Genomic DNA, 17381 nt, shown 5'->3' with positions numbered 1-17381 from the left:
GCGGCGCCCCTCGCACAGATGCGTTCCCTACGATGGCGCGGTGACGAGTACTGCGCCCGAGGCCCAGCAGGGCAACGACGCCGGGGATCACGCCGGCGACCAGCCGCCTTCCTGGCAGCAGCGGCTGCGCCGCTTCGGCCATTCCCCCCAGCCGGAAACGGGCCTGCGTGAACGCCTGGATCCGCCGTACACCCGCCCGGGGCGCCAGTTCTGGGACGTGCTCGCCGTGCCGCCGACCCTCGCGGACCGCCTGGTCCGCTGGTCCGCCTGGGGCGGGCCGCTCCTGGTGGCACTGGTCGCCGGAGTGCTGCGGTTCTGGAACCTCGGCAGCCCGAAGGCGGTGATATTCGACGAGACGTACTACGCCAAGGACGCCTGGGCGCTGGTCAACCAGGGGTACGAGGGGTCCTGGCCCAAGGACATCGACAAACTGATCCTCAAGGACCCGTCCGGTGTGGACGTCCCGGTGGACCCGGGATACGTCGTCCATCCGCCGGTCGGGAAGTGGATCATCGGGCTGGGCGAGCAGCTGTTCGGGTTCACCCCGTTCGGCTGGCGCTTCATGGTGGCGTTGCTGGGCACCGTCTCCGTGTTGATGCTGTGCCGGATCGGCCGACGGCTCTTCCGCTCGACGTTCCTGGGGTGCCTGGCGGGCACGCTGCTGGCCGTGGACGGGCTGCACTTCGTCATGAGCCGTACCGCGCTGCTCGACCTGGTGCTCATGTTCTTCGTCCTCGCGGCCTTCGGATGCCTCCTCGTCGACCGGGACCGGTCCCGCCGCAAGCTGGCCGCCGCGCTGCCGGTCGACGAGGACGGTGTGCTGCGCCCGGACGTCCACGTCGCGGAGAGGCTGCGCCTGGGTGCGCGCCCCTGGCGGATCACCGCCGGCCTGATGCTCGGTCTGGCCTTCGCCACGAAGTGGAACGGGTTGTACATCCTGGCCGCGTTCGGGGTGATGGCGGTGCTCTGGGACGTCGGCGCGCGGCGCACGGCGGGCGCGCTGCAGCCGTACCGCGCCGTGGTGCTGCGGGACCTGCTGCCCGCGTTCGTCTCGACGGTGCCGGTCGCGATCGGCACGTACCTCGTCTCGTGGACCGGCTGGATCGTCACGGACAAGGGCTATTACCGCAACTGGGCGGCCACCGACGGAAGGGGCGGCAGCTGGACCTGGCTGCCCGACTGGCTGCGCAGCCTGTGGCACTACGAGAACCAGGTGTACGAGTTCCACGTGGGCCTGACCTCCGGCCACACCTACCAGTCCAACCCGTGGAGCTGGATCGTGCTGGGCCGCCCCGTCTCGTACTTCTACGAGGAGAAGGCCGGCTGCACCGCGTCCGAGACCGGCAAGTGCGCCCGCGAAGTCCTGGCCATCGGCACCCCGTTGCTGTGGTGGGCGGGGTGCGCGGCCCTGCTGTACGTGCTGTGGCGCTGGTTCTTCCGCCGTGACTGGCGGGCGGGCGCGATCGCCTGCGGTGTCGCAGCGGGGTGGGTCCCCTGGTTCTTCTACCAGGAGCGGACGATCTTCCTCTTCTACGCGGTCGTGTTCGTGCCGTTCCTGTGCCTGGCCGTGACGATGATGATCGGAGCCCTGCTGGGCCCTGCGGCCGGTACGGGCACCCGCTACCGCGTGGGCCTGACCACCGCCGACCCCACGGGCGAACGCAGACGCACCCTGGGCGCGATCGCGGCGGGCGTGCTGGTGCTGCTGATCGTCTGGAACTTCGTGTACTTCTGGCCCCTGTACACGGGGACGTCGATCCCGGAGAACTCCTGGCGGGACCGCATGTGGCTGGACAGCTGGGTGTAGCAGGGCGAACACGCAAGGAGGGCCCCGCTGCTCGCGGTGCCCTCCCGGTCGCCGCCAGTCGTCGCCGGTCGTCGTCGGTCCCCCTGCTGCACCGCCGGCCCGCCACGGGTCACCCACGCTTCTGCTAGGTCACCACGTTGAACGCCTCGTAGATCGTGGGCTCGACCTCAGGCATCCCTGCCTCCCGCAGAAGGGGCTTGAGTCTCTCCCCGAAGCTTCGGAACGCTTCTTCGGACTCCCAGACATCCGTCACGAACCAGCCGGCGGGGGTCGGGCCGGCGGCGTGGGAGATCAAGCCGGGCACCGGCCAGTCCGACGGCTTCTTGAGCCCACCGCGTCCGCCGGTCAGGGCGTCAGTGACCTGCTCGTACTGGGCCTGCGTAGTGCCCGGGTACTCGAGGACGATGATGATCGACACGTGGAAGTCCCGCTCTCGATTGGTTGCTGGGGCCGCTCCCAGCTGACCAGAACACGAACCGAGACGCTCGGGGTACGCGGCCATTCAGAGGTAGGGCTACGTGACCGGTGTCCGGGTGCTCAAGCCACGACGTTCCTTGCCCGCCATCCCGTCTGCCGCCATCCGCTCCCACAGGCACCACTGGAACGCGCCGGCCGCGTCGCAGTCCGCGCCGAACAGGGATTCGTGTACTTCTGGCCCCTGTACACGGGGACGTCGATCCCGGAGAACTCCTGGCGGACCTCATGTGGCTGGACAGCTGGGTCCGACGCGAGGCGGAAAGCGCTCTCATGAACAGCGTCCCGGTCCGGTAACAACCGCTTCACACGTCACTGCCGTCCCGTAGAGTCCAGAGGTATCCCCTTGTTCTTGAACGCGTTCAAGGGGCTCCTGGGGAGGGGGACTGCCTGATGCGCAGTGGAGCGAAGGTCGCCGTGATCGGCGGAGTGTTCGTCCTGATGGCCGGCGGCCTCGGATACGGCGCCTACAGCATGCTCGGCGAGGACCTGGCCGGTGGCGAGACGGGAACCGTCGCCGAATCCAGCGAGGTGCGGACGGGCCCGCCGACCGCTTCGGAGATCGACGAGGTCTCCAAGGACTTCCTGAAGGCGTGGGCGGCGGGCGACGGGGCCGCCGCCGCCCTGCTCACGAACAACGAGTCCGGCGCCGAGGCGCTGCTGACCGGCTACGCGGCCGACGCCCACGTCACCGGGGCGGTGATCACCCCGGGCCCGGCCGTCGGCGCCAAGGTGCCGTACACGGTGAAGGCGACGGTGTCGTACGAGGGGAGGACCAAGCCCTGGTCGTACTCCTCCGAACTGACCGTGGTGCGCGGACTGACCACCGGCAAGGCGCTCGTCGACTGGGCTCCCACGGTGGTCCATCCGCAGCTGACCGAGGGCGCGACGCTGCAGACCGGTGAGTCGTCGACGGCGGCGACAGAGGCCGTCGACCGGAACGGCAAGGTGCTCGACAAGGAGACGTACCCGTCGCTGGGGCCGGTCCTGGACACCCTTCGCAAGAAGTACGGCGACACCGTCGGCGGCTCTCCCGGCATAGAGACCTGGATCGAGCCCGCGGACGCGCAACTGCCGGACACGACCCTGCTGACACTCGCCAAGGGCAAGCCCGGCAAGCTGCGGACGACGCTGGACGCGAACGTCCAGGCGGCGGCGGAGAAGGCGGTCAAGCAGTTCGGGGAGTCGTCCGTCGTGGCGATCCAGCCGTCGACCGGCGCGATAAGCGCGATCGCCAACAATCGGGCCGACGGCTACGACGCGGCCATGCTGGGTCAGTTGGCCCCCGGTTCGACGATGAAGATCGTCACGGCGGCAATGATCATCCAGAACGGGCTGGGAAGCATGAACTCGGCGGTGGAGTGCCCGTCCACCGTGTCGTGGGAGGGGGTGCCCTTCCACAACCTCAATGACTTCTCCATCACCGGTGGCACGCTCCGGGAGGCCTTCGCCCGGTCCTGCAACACGGCCTTCATCAAGCCGGTCAAGCCTCTGGGCGACCGGGCCGGCACGGCACTCGGCCAGGAGGCCCGCGACTACTTCGGCCTGGGGCAGACCTGGGAGACCGGCATACCGTCCTTCGACGGCAGCGTGCCGGAGTCCTCGGGAGCCGAGACCGCGGCCTCGTACATCGGCCAGGGCAAGATCCTCATGAGCCCGCTGAACATGGCGTCGGTCACCGCGACCGCGAAGAACGGCGCCTTCAAGCAGCCCCACGTCGTCGCTCGCGACCTGGACGACCGGCCGTTCGCCACCGCCCGCGCGCTCCCCGGCGACGTGGCGCAGCAGCTGCGGGAGATGATGCGCTACACCGCGACCGGCCCCAGCGGCACCGGTACGGCGGCCATGGCCTCGGTCGGCGGCGACAAGGGCGCCAAGACGGGCTCCGCCGAGGTCGACGGCCAGGGCACGTCCAACAGCTGGTTCACCGGCTTCAGCAACGACCTCGCGGCTGCGGCCGTCGTCCAGTCCGGTGGCCACGGCGGCGACGCGGCCGGCCCGGTGGTGGCCCAGGTCCTGCGCGCGGGCCCCTGAGCTGCACCCTCCGGCAACGGCGCGCGCACCGGAACTGCCTGGTGCGCGCGCCCGGCCGTTCAGTAGCGTGCGGCCATGAGCACTTCCGGCGCCACTGCCACCGCCGCCTCCGGCGCCCATCCCCGGTTCGCCGATGCCCTGCGTGAGCTCGGCCTCGTGGCCGCCCACGCGGGCGGCACCGTGGTGGACGTGCGCGAGGCGTCCGCGTGACCCCGCTGGTGGTGGCGGCCGTCCTGGCCGCCGCGATCACGCACGCGAGCTGGAACGCGATCGCCCACGCCATCCGGGACCAGCTGCTGTCCTTCACCCTCATATCCGGGGGCGGGGCACTGATCGGGGCCGTACTGGCCTGTCTCACGCCCCTGCCGGCGGCCGGTGCCTGGCCGTACCTCCTCACCTCGGCCGCCCTGCACGTGGCGTACATGGCGCTGCTGATGCGCTCGTTCACGCTGGGCGACTTCGGTCAGATGTACCCGATCGCCCGGGGCACGGCACCTCTCGTGGTGACGGTCCTGGCCGCCGTCTTCGTCGGTGAGCGTCCGGACGGCTGGGCGACGGCGGGCGTCGCGGTGGCCTCCGCCGGACTCGTGGGGCTGGCCCTGTGGGGCATCCGCGGGTCCGGCAGGCGTCCTCACGGGCCGGCGGTTCTGGCCGCTCTCGCGACGGGGTTCGCGATCGCCGGGTACACCACGGTCGACGGGGTCGGGGTGCGCGCCTCGGGGACGCCGCTCGGCTACATCGCCTGGCTGATGCTGGTGCAGGGCGTGGCCATCCCGGCGTACGCGTCCTGGCGGCGGGGCAGGGAACTGGGCGCCATGGTCAGGCCGTTCGTGGCGCGCGGACTGCTCGGCGCGGCCCTGTCGGTCACCGCGTACGGCCTCGTCCTGTGGGCGCAGACCAAGGCGCCGCTCGCCCCCGTCGCCGCGCTGCGGGAGTCCTCGATCATCGTGGGTGCGGCGATAGGGGCACTGTTCTTCAGGGAGCGGTTCGGCGGGCCCCGGATCGCGGCAGCCGGGCTGATGGTGGTCGGCATCGGCCTGATGCTGCACACGGGCTGACCATCCGTCACCGCCTGTCCGGCCCGCTGCTCAGCTGCACCGTCACCGGCTTCCGTGCCGCTGCCCCGCGCGTCCTGTCACCGGCTGTCCGTGCCACCCCGCATCGCCGCCCGGAAGCCCGTGTTGACCCCGAGCAGCCCGCCGTCCACCCGCAGCGTCGTGCCCGTGATCCAGGCGGCGTCGCTCGACGCCAGGAAGGCGACCGCGGCCGCGATGTCGTCCGGTTCGCCGACCCGCCCCAGCGGATAGAGGGCGCTCGCACGCTCCAGGTCGGCGTCGCGACCCGCCCAGGCGTCGGTGCGGATCGTGCCGGGCGCGATGAGGTTGACGCGGACCCCGCGCGGGCCGGCATGGCCGGCGAGCGTCCGGGTCAGGCTCGCGAGGCCCGCCTTAGCGGCGCTGTAGGCGTGCCCGCCGAAATCCTGTTCTCCGTTGACCGAACCGATGTTGACGATCGCGCCTCGCCCCGAGGCCACCAGGTGCGGCAGCGCGGCACGGGAGCAGCGGTAGGGGCCGGTCAGCGTGATGTCGAGGGTGTGGGCCCAGGGTTCGTCCGCCTCGTCCTCGAACAGCGTGGCGTCCTCGTGGTTGGCGTAGGCGTTGTTGACCAGGACGTCGAGCCGTCCGAAGGCGGCGACCGCGTGGGCCACCGCCGCCTCGGCCGAAGCCCTGTCGCCGACGTCGCAGGACAGCGCCTCGGCCGTCCCGCCCTGTTCCCGTATCTGCTCGGCGGTGCGGACGGCACGGTCGGCGTCCAGGTCAGTGACGAGGACGGCCGCGCCCTCGGCGGCCAGCCGGCGGGCGGCGGCTGCGCCGATGCCCTGACCCGCGCCGGTGAGGAGTGCGGCGTACCCGTGGAAGCGTGAAGGAGGAGTCATAGGGCCGACCGTACTGCCCTGACCAGGGCTTGGGCGCGGGGATCGGCGGTGACTCCCTTCTGCAGACCGTTCGTCACATAGCCCAGGGCGACGCCCGATTCGGGATCGGCGAAGCCCAGTGAGCCGCCGCGGCCGGGATGTCCGAAGGACCCCGCCGCCAGGAGCGGGGCGGCCGGGCCGTGCAGCATGTACCCGAGGCCGAAACGGGTGTTGACGACCAGGACCCGGTCCGCGCCGGCGGACTCCTCCGTGCGGGCCAGGGTGAGGGTGGCCGGGGCGAACAGCCGGTGGCCGTCGACCTGGCCGATCATCGCGGCGTAGCAGCGGGCGAGACCGCGTGCGGTGGCGACGCCGTTGGACGCGGGGAGTTCGGCCGCGCGGTAGGCGGGGTCGTTCTCGTCGGGGAAGGGGTCGATCGCTCCGAACGCCCGCCGGGTGAGCGAGGCGGGGTCGCGGTAGGCGTCGACGACTGAGCGCTTGGGCCGCATGCGCAGGGCGCCCGTGCCGCCTTCGGCGGCCGGCGGCTCCACGGGACCGATCCGGCCTGTCCGGTGCGCCTCGTCGGCCGGCAGCCCGAACCAGAAGTCCAGGCCGAGCGGGCGGGCGATCTCCTCGGCGACCCAGCGGCCTATGGTGCGTCCGGTGACCCTGCGCACCAGCTCGCCGATGAGCCAGCTGTACGTCTGGGCGTGGTAGCCGTGGTCCGAGCCGGGCTCCCACTGGGGCCGCTGGGCGGCGACGGCCTGCGGGCCGGTGACTCCGTCCGCCGCCTCCTCGGGCGTCAGCGTCCGGTCGAGGGCGGCCACTCCGGCCCGGTGGGCGAGGATGTGGCGTACGAGGACGCGCTCCTTGCCGTTCGCCTTGAATTCCGGCCAGTACGTGCCGACGGGCGCGTCCAGGTCCACCTGCCCGCGCTGGTGCAGCAGCAGGAGCACGGCGGCGGCGATGCCCTTGCCGGCCGAGCGGACGACCTGGACGGTGTCGACGGCCCACGGTTCGCTGCCGTCGACGTCCCTCGTACCGGCCCACAGGTCCACGACCTTGCGGCCGTGACGGTAGACGGCGACGGCCGCCCCCCGCTCGCCCCGCTGTTCGAAGTTACGGACGAACGCGTCCCGTACCGCCTCGAATCCCGGTGTCACCGTGCCCCGTACATCCACGCCTGCTCCCGCGCTGCCGCTCATCCCCCCATGGTGCATCGCGCCGCAGGTCGGGCGGGTGGCGGGTCACCATCTGTTCACGGATGCGGAACGGACACGGAACGCGGGTCGAAGCCGAAGGGCAGCTCCAGGCGGTGCCTGCCCATCAGTTCCCCGTCGCAGAGCAGGTCCTGCGTACGGTCGTCGGCTGCGATCACGCCGTCGCTGAGGATGACGGCGCGCGGGCAGAGCTCGAGGGCGTAAGGCAGGTCGTGGGTGACCATCAGCACGGTGACGTCCAGGGAGCGCAGGATGTCGGCGAGTTCGCGGCGGGAGGCCGGGTCCAGGTTGGAGGACGGCTCGTCCAGGACGAGGATCTCCGGCCGCATCGCGAGGACGGTGGCGACGGCGACCCTGCGGCGCTGGCCGAAGGAGAGGTGGTGCGGGGGCCGGGTCGCGAACTCCTCCATACCGACCTGCCTGAGCGCGTCCATGACCCGCTCCTCCAGCTCCGGGCCGCGCAAGCCGGCCGACGCGGGCCCGAAGGCGACGTCCTCGCGGACGGTCGGCATGAACAGCTGGTCGTCGGGGTCCTGGAAGACGATGCCGACGCGGCGGCGGATCTCGGCGAGGTTGCGCTTCTCGACGGGCAACCCGGCGACCCGGACGGTGCCGGCCCCCGCGTCGAGGATGCCGTTGAGGTGGAGGACGAGGGTGGTCTTGCCCGCCCCGTTGGGGCCGAGGAGGGCGACGCGCTCGCCGCGGGCCACGGTCAGGTCGACGCCGAAGAGGGCCTGATGGCCGTCTGGGTAGGCGTAGGCGAGGCCGCTGACCTCGAGGGACGGTGCGGGGGCGGTGGGCAGGCTCATACGGTCCATCCCAGCAGACACACGGCGAGGGCGGTCAGGGGGAGGGCACCGGCGTACGCCCATTGTGTGCGGGAGGCGGTCACCTCGTCGATCACGGGCATGGTGCCGGTGTAGCCGCGGCTGACCATCGCGAGGTGGACGCGTTCGCCGCGCTCGTAGGAGCGGATGAACAGGGCGCCCGCCGTCTTGGCGAGGACGCCCCAGTGCCGCACGCCGCTCGCCTCGAAACCGCGGGAGCGGCGGGCGATCGACATCCGGCGCAGCTCGTCGGTGATCACGTCCCCGTACCGGATCATGAAGGACGCGATCTGGACGAGCAGCGGCGGCAGCCGCAGCCGCTGGAGGCCGAGCAGCAGCGAGCGCAGCTCGGTGGTGGAGGCGAGGATCACGGACGCGGCCACGCCGAGGGTGCCCTTGGCGAGGACGTTCCAGGCGCCCCAGAGACCGGGGACGCTGACGGAGACGCCGAGCAGCTCGGTCTGCTCCCCCGGCACGACGAACGGCATGAGGAGCGCGAAGGCGACGAAGGGCACCTCGATGACCAGCCGCCTCAGCAGGAACCCGGCGGGGATCCGGGCCGCGGCGGCGACGACGGCGAGCAGCACGGCGTACAGGGCGAAGGCCCAGACGGCCTCGCGGGGCGTCGAGACGACGACCACGACGAAGCAGAGGACGGCGGCGAGCTTGCAGTGCGGGGGCAGGGCGTGGACCGGCGAGTGCCCGTGGCGGTAGAGCTTGTGTGCGTGACCGGCGCCCATGTCAGACGGACTCGGTGGTGCGGGCTTCGGGAGCCTCCGGCGTACGGCGCCGGCGCACCGCCCAGAAGACACCGCTGCCGGCGGCGACGGTGACGCCGACACCGATCACGCCGGCGAGGCCGCCGGAGACACGGGCGTCGCTGATGTCCTTGACGCCGTAGTCGGCGAGCGGGGAGTCGGCCGCGCCGTGCTCCTGGACCTTCTCGTCGATGCCCTTGTCGGCGGCCACCTTCTCCAGGCCGTCGGGGCTGGCGGAGGCGTAGAAGGAGACGAAGCCGGCCAGGACGAGCGCGGCGACCAGGCCGGACACCCAGACCTTGCGGGTGGAGCCCGGGGCGACGGCGGGAGCAGCCGGGGCGGCCGGGGCGTCGACGAGTTGACCGTCGACGCGGAGCTTGAGCGGGGCCGAGAGCCCGCGGGCGCCGTGGACCAGGTCGGGCCGGACCGCGATCACGGCGCCGACGGTCAGCGCCGTGATCGCGGCCTCGCCGATACCGATCAGGACGTGGACGCCGACCATCGCGGTGAGCACCTTGCCGATGGGGACGTCGGTGGTCCCGCCGACGGCGTAGATGAGGGTGAAGGCGAGGGCGGCGGCCGGCACGGAGACCAGCGCGGCCACGAAGGCCGCCGCGGTCGTCGAGCGCCGGGTGCGGGGCAGCACGCCCGTCAGCCCGCGGAAGAGGGCGTACGCGACGACGGTCGTGACGACGCCCATGACGGTGATGTTCACGCCGAGCGCGGTGAGGCCGCCGTCGGCGAAGAGGATGCCCTGCATCAGGAGGACGACCGCTATGCAGAGCACCCCGGTGTAGGGCCCGACGAGGATCGCCGCCAGCGCCCCGCCGAGCAGATGGCCGCTCGTGCCCGCGGCGACCGGGAAGTTCAGCATCTGTACGGCAAAGATGAAGGCGGCGACGAGCCCCGCCAGCGGCGCCGTCCGCTCGTCCAGCTCCCGTCGGGCTCCGCGCAGGCTGACCGCGACCGCGCCGGCGGCGACGACCCCGGCGACGGCGGAGACGGGTGCGTTGATGAATCCGTCGGGTACATGCATGGAGTGGCTCCGCTTTCGGGTGGTGCTGCGGGCGGGGTCGGGAACCGCTCAATGATAGGGCCCTGTTGCAAATGGTTCGCAAGAGCGCACGGGCGCCAGGTAGCGCGCCGCCACACTGCACGCCTCTCGATGTGCCCAATTAAGAACATATGGGACATTTAGGGGAGAGATTTTCACACAGGAGGAGCCGGCCCATGTCCCTCTCGCCCCACGAACACATCCGAGCCCGGCTCATCACGGACGGTCCCGACCCCCGCACGGTCCCCGTGGAACTGCGCTGCGACCCCGACGACCCGCGGACCGTCCACCTCCGCCTCCCCGGTGGAGTCCACCGGCCGATCGGCCGCGACCTCCTGGAACGAGGACTGCGCTCGCCCGTCACGCGCGGCGACATACGGATCTGGCCGTGCGGGCGGGCGCAGCTGATCGTCGAACTGCACTCGGCGGACGGTGTCGCCGTACTCCAGTTCGACGTGGCCCCGCTGATCCGCTTCCTGGCGCGTACACAGGGCGAAACCCCGGCGCGCCCGCCCGCCGCGGTCACCGGCACCTGACCGGCGCCCACGCCTGCCCGGCATCCGCACCTGCCCGGCGCACGACGAAGGCCCCCGTGCCGCGTGCACGGGGGCCTTCTGTCGCCCCGGTCCCCCGTCCCCACAGGTAACCGGCGCACCGGGGCCGCGTTCCGCTCAGACGCGGGCCCCGGAGTCCATGCGGTTCAGACGTGGACCGTCTCCCGCCGGCCGTCCTCGTCCGCCGGCGTCCCGGTGAGCTCCTTGCGCAGCCCCTCGCCCTCCACGTCCACGTTGGGCAGTGCGCGGTCCAGCCAGCGCGGCAGCCACCAGGCACGCTTGCCGAGCAGGGCGAGCACCGCGGGCACGATGGCCATGCGGACCACGAAGGCGTCGAAGAAGACGGCGATGGCCAGTGAGAAGCCGATCATCTTGATCATCGACTCGCTGGAGCCGATGAAGCCGGCGAAGACCGCCATCATGATCACCGCGGCGGCCGTGACCACCCGGGCGCCGTGGCGGAAGCCGGTGACGATGGCCTGGCCGGGCGCCTCCCCGTGGACGTACGCCTCGCGCATCCGGGTGACCAGGAAGACCTCGTAGTCCATCGCGAGACCGAAGACCACGCCGACCATGAAGATCGGCATCATGCTCATGATCGGTCCCGTCTGCTCGACCCCGAAGAGGGAGGCGAGCCAGCCCCACTGGAAGACCGCGACGACCGCGCCCAGGGCCGCGACGACCGAGAGCAGGAAGCCGAGGGCCGCCTTCAACGGCACCAGCAGCGAGCGGAAGACCACCATGAGCAGCAGGAAGGCCAGGCCGACGACGAGCGCCAGGTAGGGCAGCAGCGCGTCGTTCATCTTCTGCGAGAAGTCGATGTTCATCGCCGTGGCACCGGTGACCAGCACCTCGGCGCCCGTCTCGCTCCTGATGTCGGCGCCCGCGTCACGGATCGAGTGGACGACCTGCTCCGTCTCGGTGGAGCTGGGCCTGTCCTTCGGGATGACGGTGATGGTCGCGGCGTCGCCCGCCTTGTTGAAGGTGGCGGGGGTGACGGCCTCGACGCGGCCGATGCCCTCGATCTCCTGGGAGACCTGCTCGACCGCGGTCTTGCCGTCCGAGCTGTTCTTCGTGTCCACGACGACCAGCAGCGGACCGTTGAACCCGGGGCCGAAGCCGTCGGAGAGCAGGTCGTAGGCCTGGCGCTGCGTGGTGCTCTTCGGCTGGGAGCCGTCGTCCGGCAGGCCCATCTCGAGCGAGGCGGCCGGTACGGCGACGGCTCCGAGGCCGATGACTCCGGCGAGCAGCACCCACACGGGCCTGCGCAGCACGAACCGCGCCCAGCGGGTGCCCATGTTCGGCTTCGCCTCGGGCCGGTTCTCCGCCTCGGCGGCCTTGCGCGCCCTGCGCCCCATGACCCGCTTGCCCGCGAAGCCCAGCAGTGCCGGGACGAGGGTGAGGGCGATGAGGACGGCTATCGCGACCGTACCCGCGGCGGCGAAGCCCATCTTCGACAGCATCGGGATGTTGACGACGGCGAGGCCGACCAGGGCGATGACGACGGTCAGGCCGGCGAAGACGACCGCGGAACCCGCGGTCCCGACGGCCCGGCCGGCGGCTTCCTCCCGCTCCCGCCCCTCGGCCAGTTCGGCGCGGTAGCGGGAGACGATGAAGAGCGCGTAGTCGATACCGACCGCCAGGCCGATCATCATCGCGAGCGTGGAGGTGGTGGATCCCAGGTCGAGCACGTTGGCCAGGGCCGTGATCAGCGAGACACCGATCCCCACGCCGATCAGCGCGGTGAGCAGCGGCAGTCCGGCGGCGATCAGCGATCCGAAGGTGATGACCAGCACCACTGCGGCGATGGCGACCCCGATGATCTCGGTGGCCCCGGTCTCCGGCATCACCTGGAGCGCGTCACCACCGATCTCCACGGTCATCCCGCCGCTCTGCGCGGACTCACCCGCGTGCTCCAGCGACTCCCGCGTCCCGTCGGTCAGCTCCATGGAGCTGACCTTGTAGGAGACGGATATGTACGCCGTCGAGCCGTCCTTGCTGACGGCGTTCGCCTTGTACGGGTCGGCGACCGAGGAGATCTGGTCCGAGCCGGACTTCAGCTCGCCGACGATCTCCTCGACCTCGGCCTTGTTGCCGGCGTCGGTCACCTTCTCGCCCTCGGGGGCCTTGAAGACGACCCGGGCGGTGGCACCGTCGGCGCTTCCACCGGGGAAGCGCTGTTCCAGCAGGTCGAAGGCCTTCTGGGCCTCGGTGCCGGGGATCGAGAAGGAACTGGAGGTGGCAGTGGACGCGGAGGCGGCACCGAATCCGGCGAGCGCCAGCAGTGCCACCCAGACGAGGGCGACATAGCGGCGGCGCCGGAAGGCGAGCCGTCCCAGCTTGTAGAGGAATGTGGCCACGGAGGGGAACTCCCGGTCAGGTCGTTGAGTGGAAAGGGCGTGAGGAACCAGCCCGACGACGAGAGCGGCGTGTCAGGTGGAGCGTCGGGGAGGGGGCCGTACGGGAAGGCTGGGGACGTCAGACGCCGAGGGCGGGGAACACCACGGCTTCGACATAGTCGATGAGGAACGCCTGGTCGACGGGACGTTCCTCGACCAGCTCACGGGCCGCGAAAGCGCCGATCATCATGTGCGGTACATAAGGCAGCGCCGGATTGTCCGGACGCACCTCACCCCGGTCCACGGCCCTCTGGAGCAGCGCGGCCAGGCCGGTCATCTCCGGCTCGACCAGCAGCTCGCGCAGCGCCTGGAACAGATCGGGGTTGTCGTGGACGGCATGGCTCAGACCCCGCAGCAGTGCGGAGTTCTTCTCCATCTGGCAGTCGTCGGAACGCATGAGCACGGCCTGGACGTCGCCGCGCAGCGAACCGGTGTCGATGTCGGCGAGGTGGACCGGCTTGTTGTTCCGGAGCGCCTTGACGACCAGCTCGGGCTTGCTCCCCCACTGGCGGTAGAGGGTGGCCTTGCTGGAGCGGGTGCGGGCGGCGACGGCGTCCATGGTCAGGGCTTCGTAGCCGACCTCGCCCAGCAGGTCGAGCACAGCGGCGTACAGCTCGCTCTCGCGTTCGGGCGTGAGCCGGGTGCGTGCCATGTGTCGACCTCCGTCTTCCGTCGCGCCTGCCGATCGTACGCCGGTCGATGATCAACCAAGCGAACGAAACTGTTTCGTACACCTCGAAGGTACTCGCCCCCTCCAGCGAAACGAAACGGTTTCGCTTGTGTCCTGCACCACAAGTTGCCGCGTGCCCGTCACACGGAAAGCATTGGAGGGTGAGTGACGACGTCGCGTATCTCCGGTTCCCGCACCTCCACCAGGACCTGCTCTGCTTCGCGGCCGAGGACGACCTCTGGGTCTCCCCCCTCGCCCCGGCGGGGCACCGGCCCGGCCGGGCGTGGCGGCTGACCGTCGACCGGACCAGGGTCAGTCATCCGCGCTTCTCGCCCGACGGCAGCCGCATCGCCTACACGACCTGGCGCACGCTCGACCCCGAGATCCACCTGGCCCCCGTCGACGGAGGGCCCGCCCGCAGACTCACGTACTGGGGCTCGACCGATGCCCGGGTCTGCGGCTGGAGTCCCGATCCCGGCGACGCCTCCCAGATCCTCGCCGTGTCCTCGCACAACCAGCCGTTCTCCTATTTCTCGTGGGCCTACAGCGTTCCCACCGACGGCAGCCCGGGCGGCAAACTCCCCTGGGGCCCCGTCTCCGACATCGCCGTCGCGGACATCGACGGGAAGCGGCGCACGCTGCTGCTCACCGGCAAGCCGCCGCACGAGCCCGCGGCCTGGAAGCGGTACCGGGGCGGCGCGACCGGGCGGCTGTGGCTCCACGGCGAGCGGCTGCTGCCGGACATCGGCGGGCACCTGGACGCGCCGATGTTCGTCGGACGGCGCATCGCCTTCCTCTCGGACCACGAAGGCGTCGGCAACCTGTACTCGTGCCTGATGGACGGCACCGATCTGCGCCGCCACACCGACCACGACGCGTTCTACGCCCGGCACGCCTCCAGCGACGGGCTCCGGGTCGTCTACCAGTGCGCGGGCGACCTGTGGCTGGTCGACGACCTGGAGTCGCCGGACGCCGTGCCCCGGAAGCTGGAGGTCCGGCTCGGCGGGCCGCGGGCGGGGCGGCGTACGTACCAGGTGCCCGCCGCGAGTCACGTGGACTCGCTGTCCGTGGACGAGACGGGCCGGGCGAGCGCCGTCTCCGTACGGGGCAGTCTGTACTGGCTCACGCACCGTGACGGCCCCGCCCGGACGCTCCACGCCACCCCGGGCGTGCGCGTCCGGCTGCCCGAGATGCTCGGCAGCAGCGGTCAGGTCGCGTACGTCACCGACGCGGACGGCGACGACGCCGTCGAGATCGCCTACCTCCCGCGGGCCAGCGGGGACCGCCGGCCGCGCCGGCTGGCCTCCGGCCGGCTGGGCCGGGTGCACGAGATGATCTCGGACCCTGAGGGGGAGCGGCTCGCCGTCGCCTCGAACGACGGCCGCCTGCTGCTGCTGGACACGGCCGAGGAGGGGGAGGAGCCGGTGGCGGTCCTGGACGAGAGCGCGGAGCCGCTCGTCGCCGGGAAGCAGCCCGTCACCGGGGAGTGCGAGGTCACCGAACTCATCCGCTCCACCAACGGGCCGGTCCGCGACCTCGCGTTCTCCCCGGACGGTGCCTGGCTCACCTGGTCCCACCCGGGCGTCGGCCGGTCGCTCCGGCAGATCAAGCTGGCACGGATCAGCGGACCCGACGCCCCGCTGATAGTGGATGTGACCAACGGCCGCTTCGAGGACGAGAATCCCGTCTTCACGGGTGACGGCCGCTATCTCGCTTTCCTCTCCTGGCGCGGCTTCGACCCGGTGTACGACGTCCACACCGGTGACCTCTCCTTCCCGCTCGGCTGCCGCCCGTATCTGGTGCCGCTCTCCTCGGCCACCCCGTCACCCTTCGCCCTGCTGCCGGACGGCCGGCCCGCGGCGGGCGGACTCGACCCGGTGGACGCCGCCGAGGGCACGACGGTCACCGTGGAGTTCGAGGGGCTGGAGAGCCGGGTCACGCCCTTCCCGGTCTCCGCGTCGAAGTACTCGGCGCTGCACCCGGTCAGCGGCGGCGGACTCGTCTGGCTTCGCTGGCCGATCTCGGGCGCCCTGGGTGAGACGTTCGCCAACCCGGCGGACATGTCGGGCCGGCCCACCCTGGAGCACTTCAACATCGCCAAGACCCGGAAGACGGAACTGGTGGCCCACCTGGACTGGTTCGCGGTCAGCGGGGACGGGACGCGGCTCGTCGTCATGGACGACGGCGAACTGCGGGCCGCCCCGTCCAACGAGCCCGGCGACAGCGACTCGACGGTCTACCTCGACCTGCGCCGCATCCTGCACGACGTCGACCCGGCGGCCGAATGGCGCCAGGCGTACGGAGAGGCGGGGCGCATCATCCGGTCCTACTTCTGGGAGCCGGACATGTGCGGCATCGACTGGGACGGCGTGCTCGAACAGTACCGCCCGCTGGTCGAACGGGTCGCCTCGCCCGACGAGTTCGCCGACCTGCTGCGCGAGGTCCTGGGCGAACTGGGCACCTCGCACGCCTACGTCTCCCCCGCCCGCCGCAACGAGGGCCCGCCGCACTACCAGCGGGCGATCGGGCTGCTGGGCGCCAACCTCGTCTGCCGGGACGGCGACTGGATGGTGCAGCGGATCCTGCCCGGCGACTCCTCGGACTCCAAGGCCCGTTCGCCGCTCGCCGGTACGGGCATCCGGGAGGGCTCGGTCCTCACCCACGTCGACGGCCGGCCGGTCGACCCGGTGGCCGGCCCGTACCCGCTCCTGACGGCGGCGGGCGGCACCACGGTCGAGCTCACCTTCCGCCCCGCGGGGGGCGAGTGCGGCGGCCGTTCCCGCCGTATCGCGATCGTCCCCCTGGTCGACGAACGGCCCCTGCGCTACCAGGACTGGGTGGCCAAACGCCGGGAGGTCGTGCGGGAGCTGAGCGGCGGGAAGTGCGGATACCTGCACATCCCCGACATGGGCGGCTCGGGCTGGGCCCAGTTCAACCGCGATCTGCGGCTGGAGGTGTCCCGTCCGGCGCTGATCGTGGACGTACGGGGCAACGCGGGCGGCCACATCAGCGAGCTGGTCGTCGAGAAGCTCAGCCGCAAGATCCTCGGCTGGGACCTCACCCGCAACGCACAGGCGGTCTCGTACGCCTCCAACGCGCCCCGGGGCCCGGTCGTGGCCCTGGCCGACGAGGCGACGTCCTCCGACGGCGACATGATCACGGCAGCCTTCCGGCTGCTGAAGCTGGGACCCGTGGTGGGCCAGCGCACGTGGGGCGGCGTGGTCGGCATGACCGGCCGCCACCGGCTCGGCGACGGCACGGTGATCACGGTGCCGATGAACGCGGCCTGGTTCGACACGTACGGCTGGTCCGTCGAGAACCATGGGGTCGAACCCGACCTGGAGGCCCTGCGCACCCCCCTGGACTGGGCGGAGGGCCGCCACGCGGTACTGGACGACGCGGTCCGCGTCGCCCTGGACCTCCTCACCGGCCACCCGGCCTCGACACCCCCCACCTACGCCACGGCCCCGATCCTGCGCAGGCCCCCACTTCCCCCGAGGTGACCCCGGACCGCCGGCAGCCACCCTCCCACCCACCCGGCAACTCCCGCGCCGGCCCGGGACGGCTGGTGCGGACCCGGGACGGCTGGTGCGGCCCGGGACGGCTGGTGCGGCCCGGGACGGCTGGTGCGGCCCGGGCCACCCGCCCGGTCTCCCGCCCTCGGCGTCC

Annotated in this window: 14 protein-coding genes; 6 read left to right on the top strand and 8 right to left on the bottom strand. The window is 71.7% G+C overall.

From position 1 onward, the window contains the following. Nucleotides 1-40 precede the first annotated feature (40 nt). The gene (locus QFZ58_RS21910) at nucleotides 41-1807 is read left to right on the top strand and encodes a dolichyl-phosphate-mannose--protein mannosyltransferase (protein ID WP_307126604.1); all 1767 of its coding nucleotides are present in this window, start codon (nucleotides 41-43) and stop codon (nucleotides 1805-1807) included. A gap of 124 nt (nucleotides 1808-1931) precedes the next feature. Here the strand turns inward: QFZ58_RS21910 and QFZ58_RS21905 are convergent, their stop codons facing one another. Next, complete coding sequence (locus tag QFZ58_RS21905) at nucleotides 1932-2225, bottom strand: hypothetical protein (protein WP_307126603.1); 294 nt, start codon at nucleotides 2223-2225, stop codon at nucleotides 1932-1934. Between the two features lie 449 nt (nucleotides 2226-2674). Here QFZ58_RS21905 and QFZ58_RS21900 point away from each other — a divergent pair, with 449 nt between their 5' ends. From QFZ58_RS21900 to QFZ58_RS21890, 3 genes are all read left to right on the top strand, one after another. After that, on the top strand, nucleotides 2675-4315 hold the full coding sequence (locus QFZ58_RS21900) for a penicillin-binding transpeptidase domain-containing protein (RefSeq protein ID WP_307126602.1): 1641 nt from the start codon (nucleotides 2675-2677) through the stop codon (nucleotides 4313-4315). 75 nt (nucleotides 4316-4390) lie between these two features. After that, nucleotides 4391-4525: a hypothetical protein gene (locus tag QFZ58_RS21895; RefSeq protein WP_307126601.1), complete on the top strand. Its 135-nt coding sequence runs from the start codon at nucleotides 4391-4393 to the stop codon at nucleotides 4523-4525. Next, the gene (locus QFZ58_RS21890) at nucleotides 4522-5373 is read left to right on the top strand and encodes a DMT family transporter (RefSeq protein ID WP_307126600.1); all 852 of its coding nucleotides are present in this window, start codon (nucleotides 4522-4524) and stop codon (nucleotides 5371-5373) included. The genes QFZ58_RS21895 and QFZ58_RS21890 overlap by 4 nt, the downstream gene beginning before the upstream one ends. Before the next feature lie 77 nt (nucleotides 5374-5450). Here the strand turns inward: QFZ58_RS21890 and QFZ58_RS21885 are convergent, their stop codons facing one another. From QFZ58_RS21885 to QFZ58_RS21865, 5 genes are all read right to left on the bottom strand, one after another. Further along, nucleotides 5451-6251 carry an SDR family NAD(P)-dependent oxidoreductase gene (locus QFZ58_RS21885; protein ID WP_307126599.1) on the bottom strand — a complete coding sequence of 267 codons (801 nt, stop codon included), beginning with the start codon at nucleotides 6249-6251 and terminating at the stop codon, nucleotides 5451-5453. Then, entirely contained in the window at nucleotides 6248-7411 is a 1164-nt protein-coding gene (locus tag QFZ58_RS21880; protein ID WP_307128950.1) for a serine hydrolase, read from the bottom strand. Before QFZ58_RS21880 ends, QFZ58_RS21885 begins: the two co-directional genes overlap by 4 nt. Before the next feature lie 77 nt (nucleotides 7412-7488). Continuing rightward, nucleotides 7489-8259 (bottom strand): energy-coupling factor ABC transporter ATP-binding protein, encoded by a 771-nt coding sequence (locus QFZ58_RS21875; protein WP_307126598.1) that lies wholly within the window; start codon nucleotides 8257-8259, stop codon nucleotides 7489-7491. After that, a complete protein-coding gene (cbiQ, locus tag QFZ58_RS21870; RefSeq protein ID WP_307126597.1) occupies nucleotides 8256-9017 on the bottom strand; it encodes a cobalt ECF transporter T component CbiQ in 762 nt (253 codons plus the stop codon). Before cbiQ ends, QFZ58_RS21875 begins: the two co-directional genes overlap by 4 nt. Nucleotide 9018: 1 nt before the next feature. Beyond that, a complete protein-coding gene (locus QFZ58_RS21865; protein WP_307126596.1) occupies nucleotides 9019-10071 on the bottom strand; it encodes an energy-coupling factor ABC transporter permease in 1053 nt (350 codons plus the stop codon). Between the two features lie 194 nt (nucleotides 10072-10265). Between QFZ58_RS21865 and QFZ58_RS21860 the strand changes: the two genes are divergently transcribed. Next, the gene (locus QFZ58_RS21860; protein WP_307126595.1) at nucleotides 10266-10625 is read left to right on the top strand and encodes an SsgA family sporulation/cell division regulator; all 360 of its coding nucleotides are present in this window, start codon (nucleotides 10266-10268) and stop codon (nucleotides 10623-10625) included. Between the two features lie 164 nt (nucleotides 10626-10789). Here QFZ58_RS21860 and QFZ58_RS21855 read toward each other — a convergent pair whose 3' ends face one another. Then, nucleotides 10790-13003 (bottom strand): MMPL family transporter, encoded by a 2214-nt coding sequence (locus tag QFZ58_RS21855; RefSeq protein ID WP_307126594.1) that lies wholly within the window; start codon nucleotides 13001-13003, stop codon nucleotides 10790-10792. Nucleotides 13004-13121: 118 nt separating this feature from the next. Next, nucleotides 13122-13694 carry a TetR/AcrR family transcriptional regulator gene (locus tag QFZ58_RS21850; RefSeq protein ID WP_307126593.1) on the bottom strand — a complete coding sequence of 191 codons (573 nt, stop codon included), beginning with the start codon at nucleotides 13692-13694 and terminating at the stop codon, nucleotides 13122-13124. A gap of 179 nt (nucleotides 13695-13873) precedes the next feature. Here QFZ58_RS21850 and QFZ58_RS21845 point away from each other — a divergent pair, with 179 nt between their 5' ends. Beyond that, nucleotides 13874-17215: a S41 family peptidase gene (locus QFZ58_RS21845; RefSeq protein ID WP_307126592.1), complete on the top strand. Its 3342-nt coding sequence runs from the start codon at nucleotides 13874-13876 to the stop codon at nucleotides 17213-17215. Nucleotides 17216-17381: the final 166 nt, after the last annotated feature.

The sequence above is a fragment of the Streptomyces sp. B1I3 genome (assembly GCF_030816615.1).
In the GTDB taxonomy this organism is placed as follows: Bacteria; Actinomycetota; Actinomycetes; order Streptomycetales; family Streptomycetaceae; genus Streptomyces.
This window is presented reverse-complemented; position numbering and strand designations above follow the sequence as displayed.

Coding starts and splice junctions, on each gene's coding strand:
- QFZ58_RS21860 (WP_307126595.1), top strand. CDS start 10,266: ATGTCCCTCTCGCCCCACGAACACATCCGAGCCCGGCTCATCACGGAC.
- QFZ58_RS21900 (WP_307126602.1), top strand. CDS start 2,675: ATGCGCAGTGGAGCGAAGGTCGCCGTGATCGGCGGAGTGTTCGTCCTG.
- QFZ58_RS21895 (WP_307126601.1), top strand. CDS start 4,391: ATGAGCACTTCCGGCGCCACTGCCACCGCCGCCTCCGGCGCCCATCCC.
- QFZ58_RS21850 (WP_307126593.1), bottom strand. CDS start 13,694: ATGGCACGCACCCGGCTCACGCCCGAACGCGAGAGCGAGCTGTACGCC.
- QFZ58_RS21885 (WP_307126599.1), bottom strand. CDS start 6,251: ATGACTCCTCCTTCACGCTTCCACGGGTACGCCGCACTCCTCACCGGC.
- cbiQ (WP_307126597.1), bottom strand. CDS start 9,017: ATGGGCGCCGGTCACGCACACAAGCTCTACCGCCACGGGCACTCGCCG.
- QFZ58_RS21865 (WP_307126596.1), bottom strand. CDS start 10,071: ATGCATGTACCCGACGGATTCATCAACGCACCCGTCTCCGCCGTCGCC.
- QFZ58_RS21875 (WP_307126598.1), bottom strand. CDS start 8,259: ATGAGCCTGCCCACCGCCCCCGCACCGTCCCTCGAGGTCAGCGGCCTC.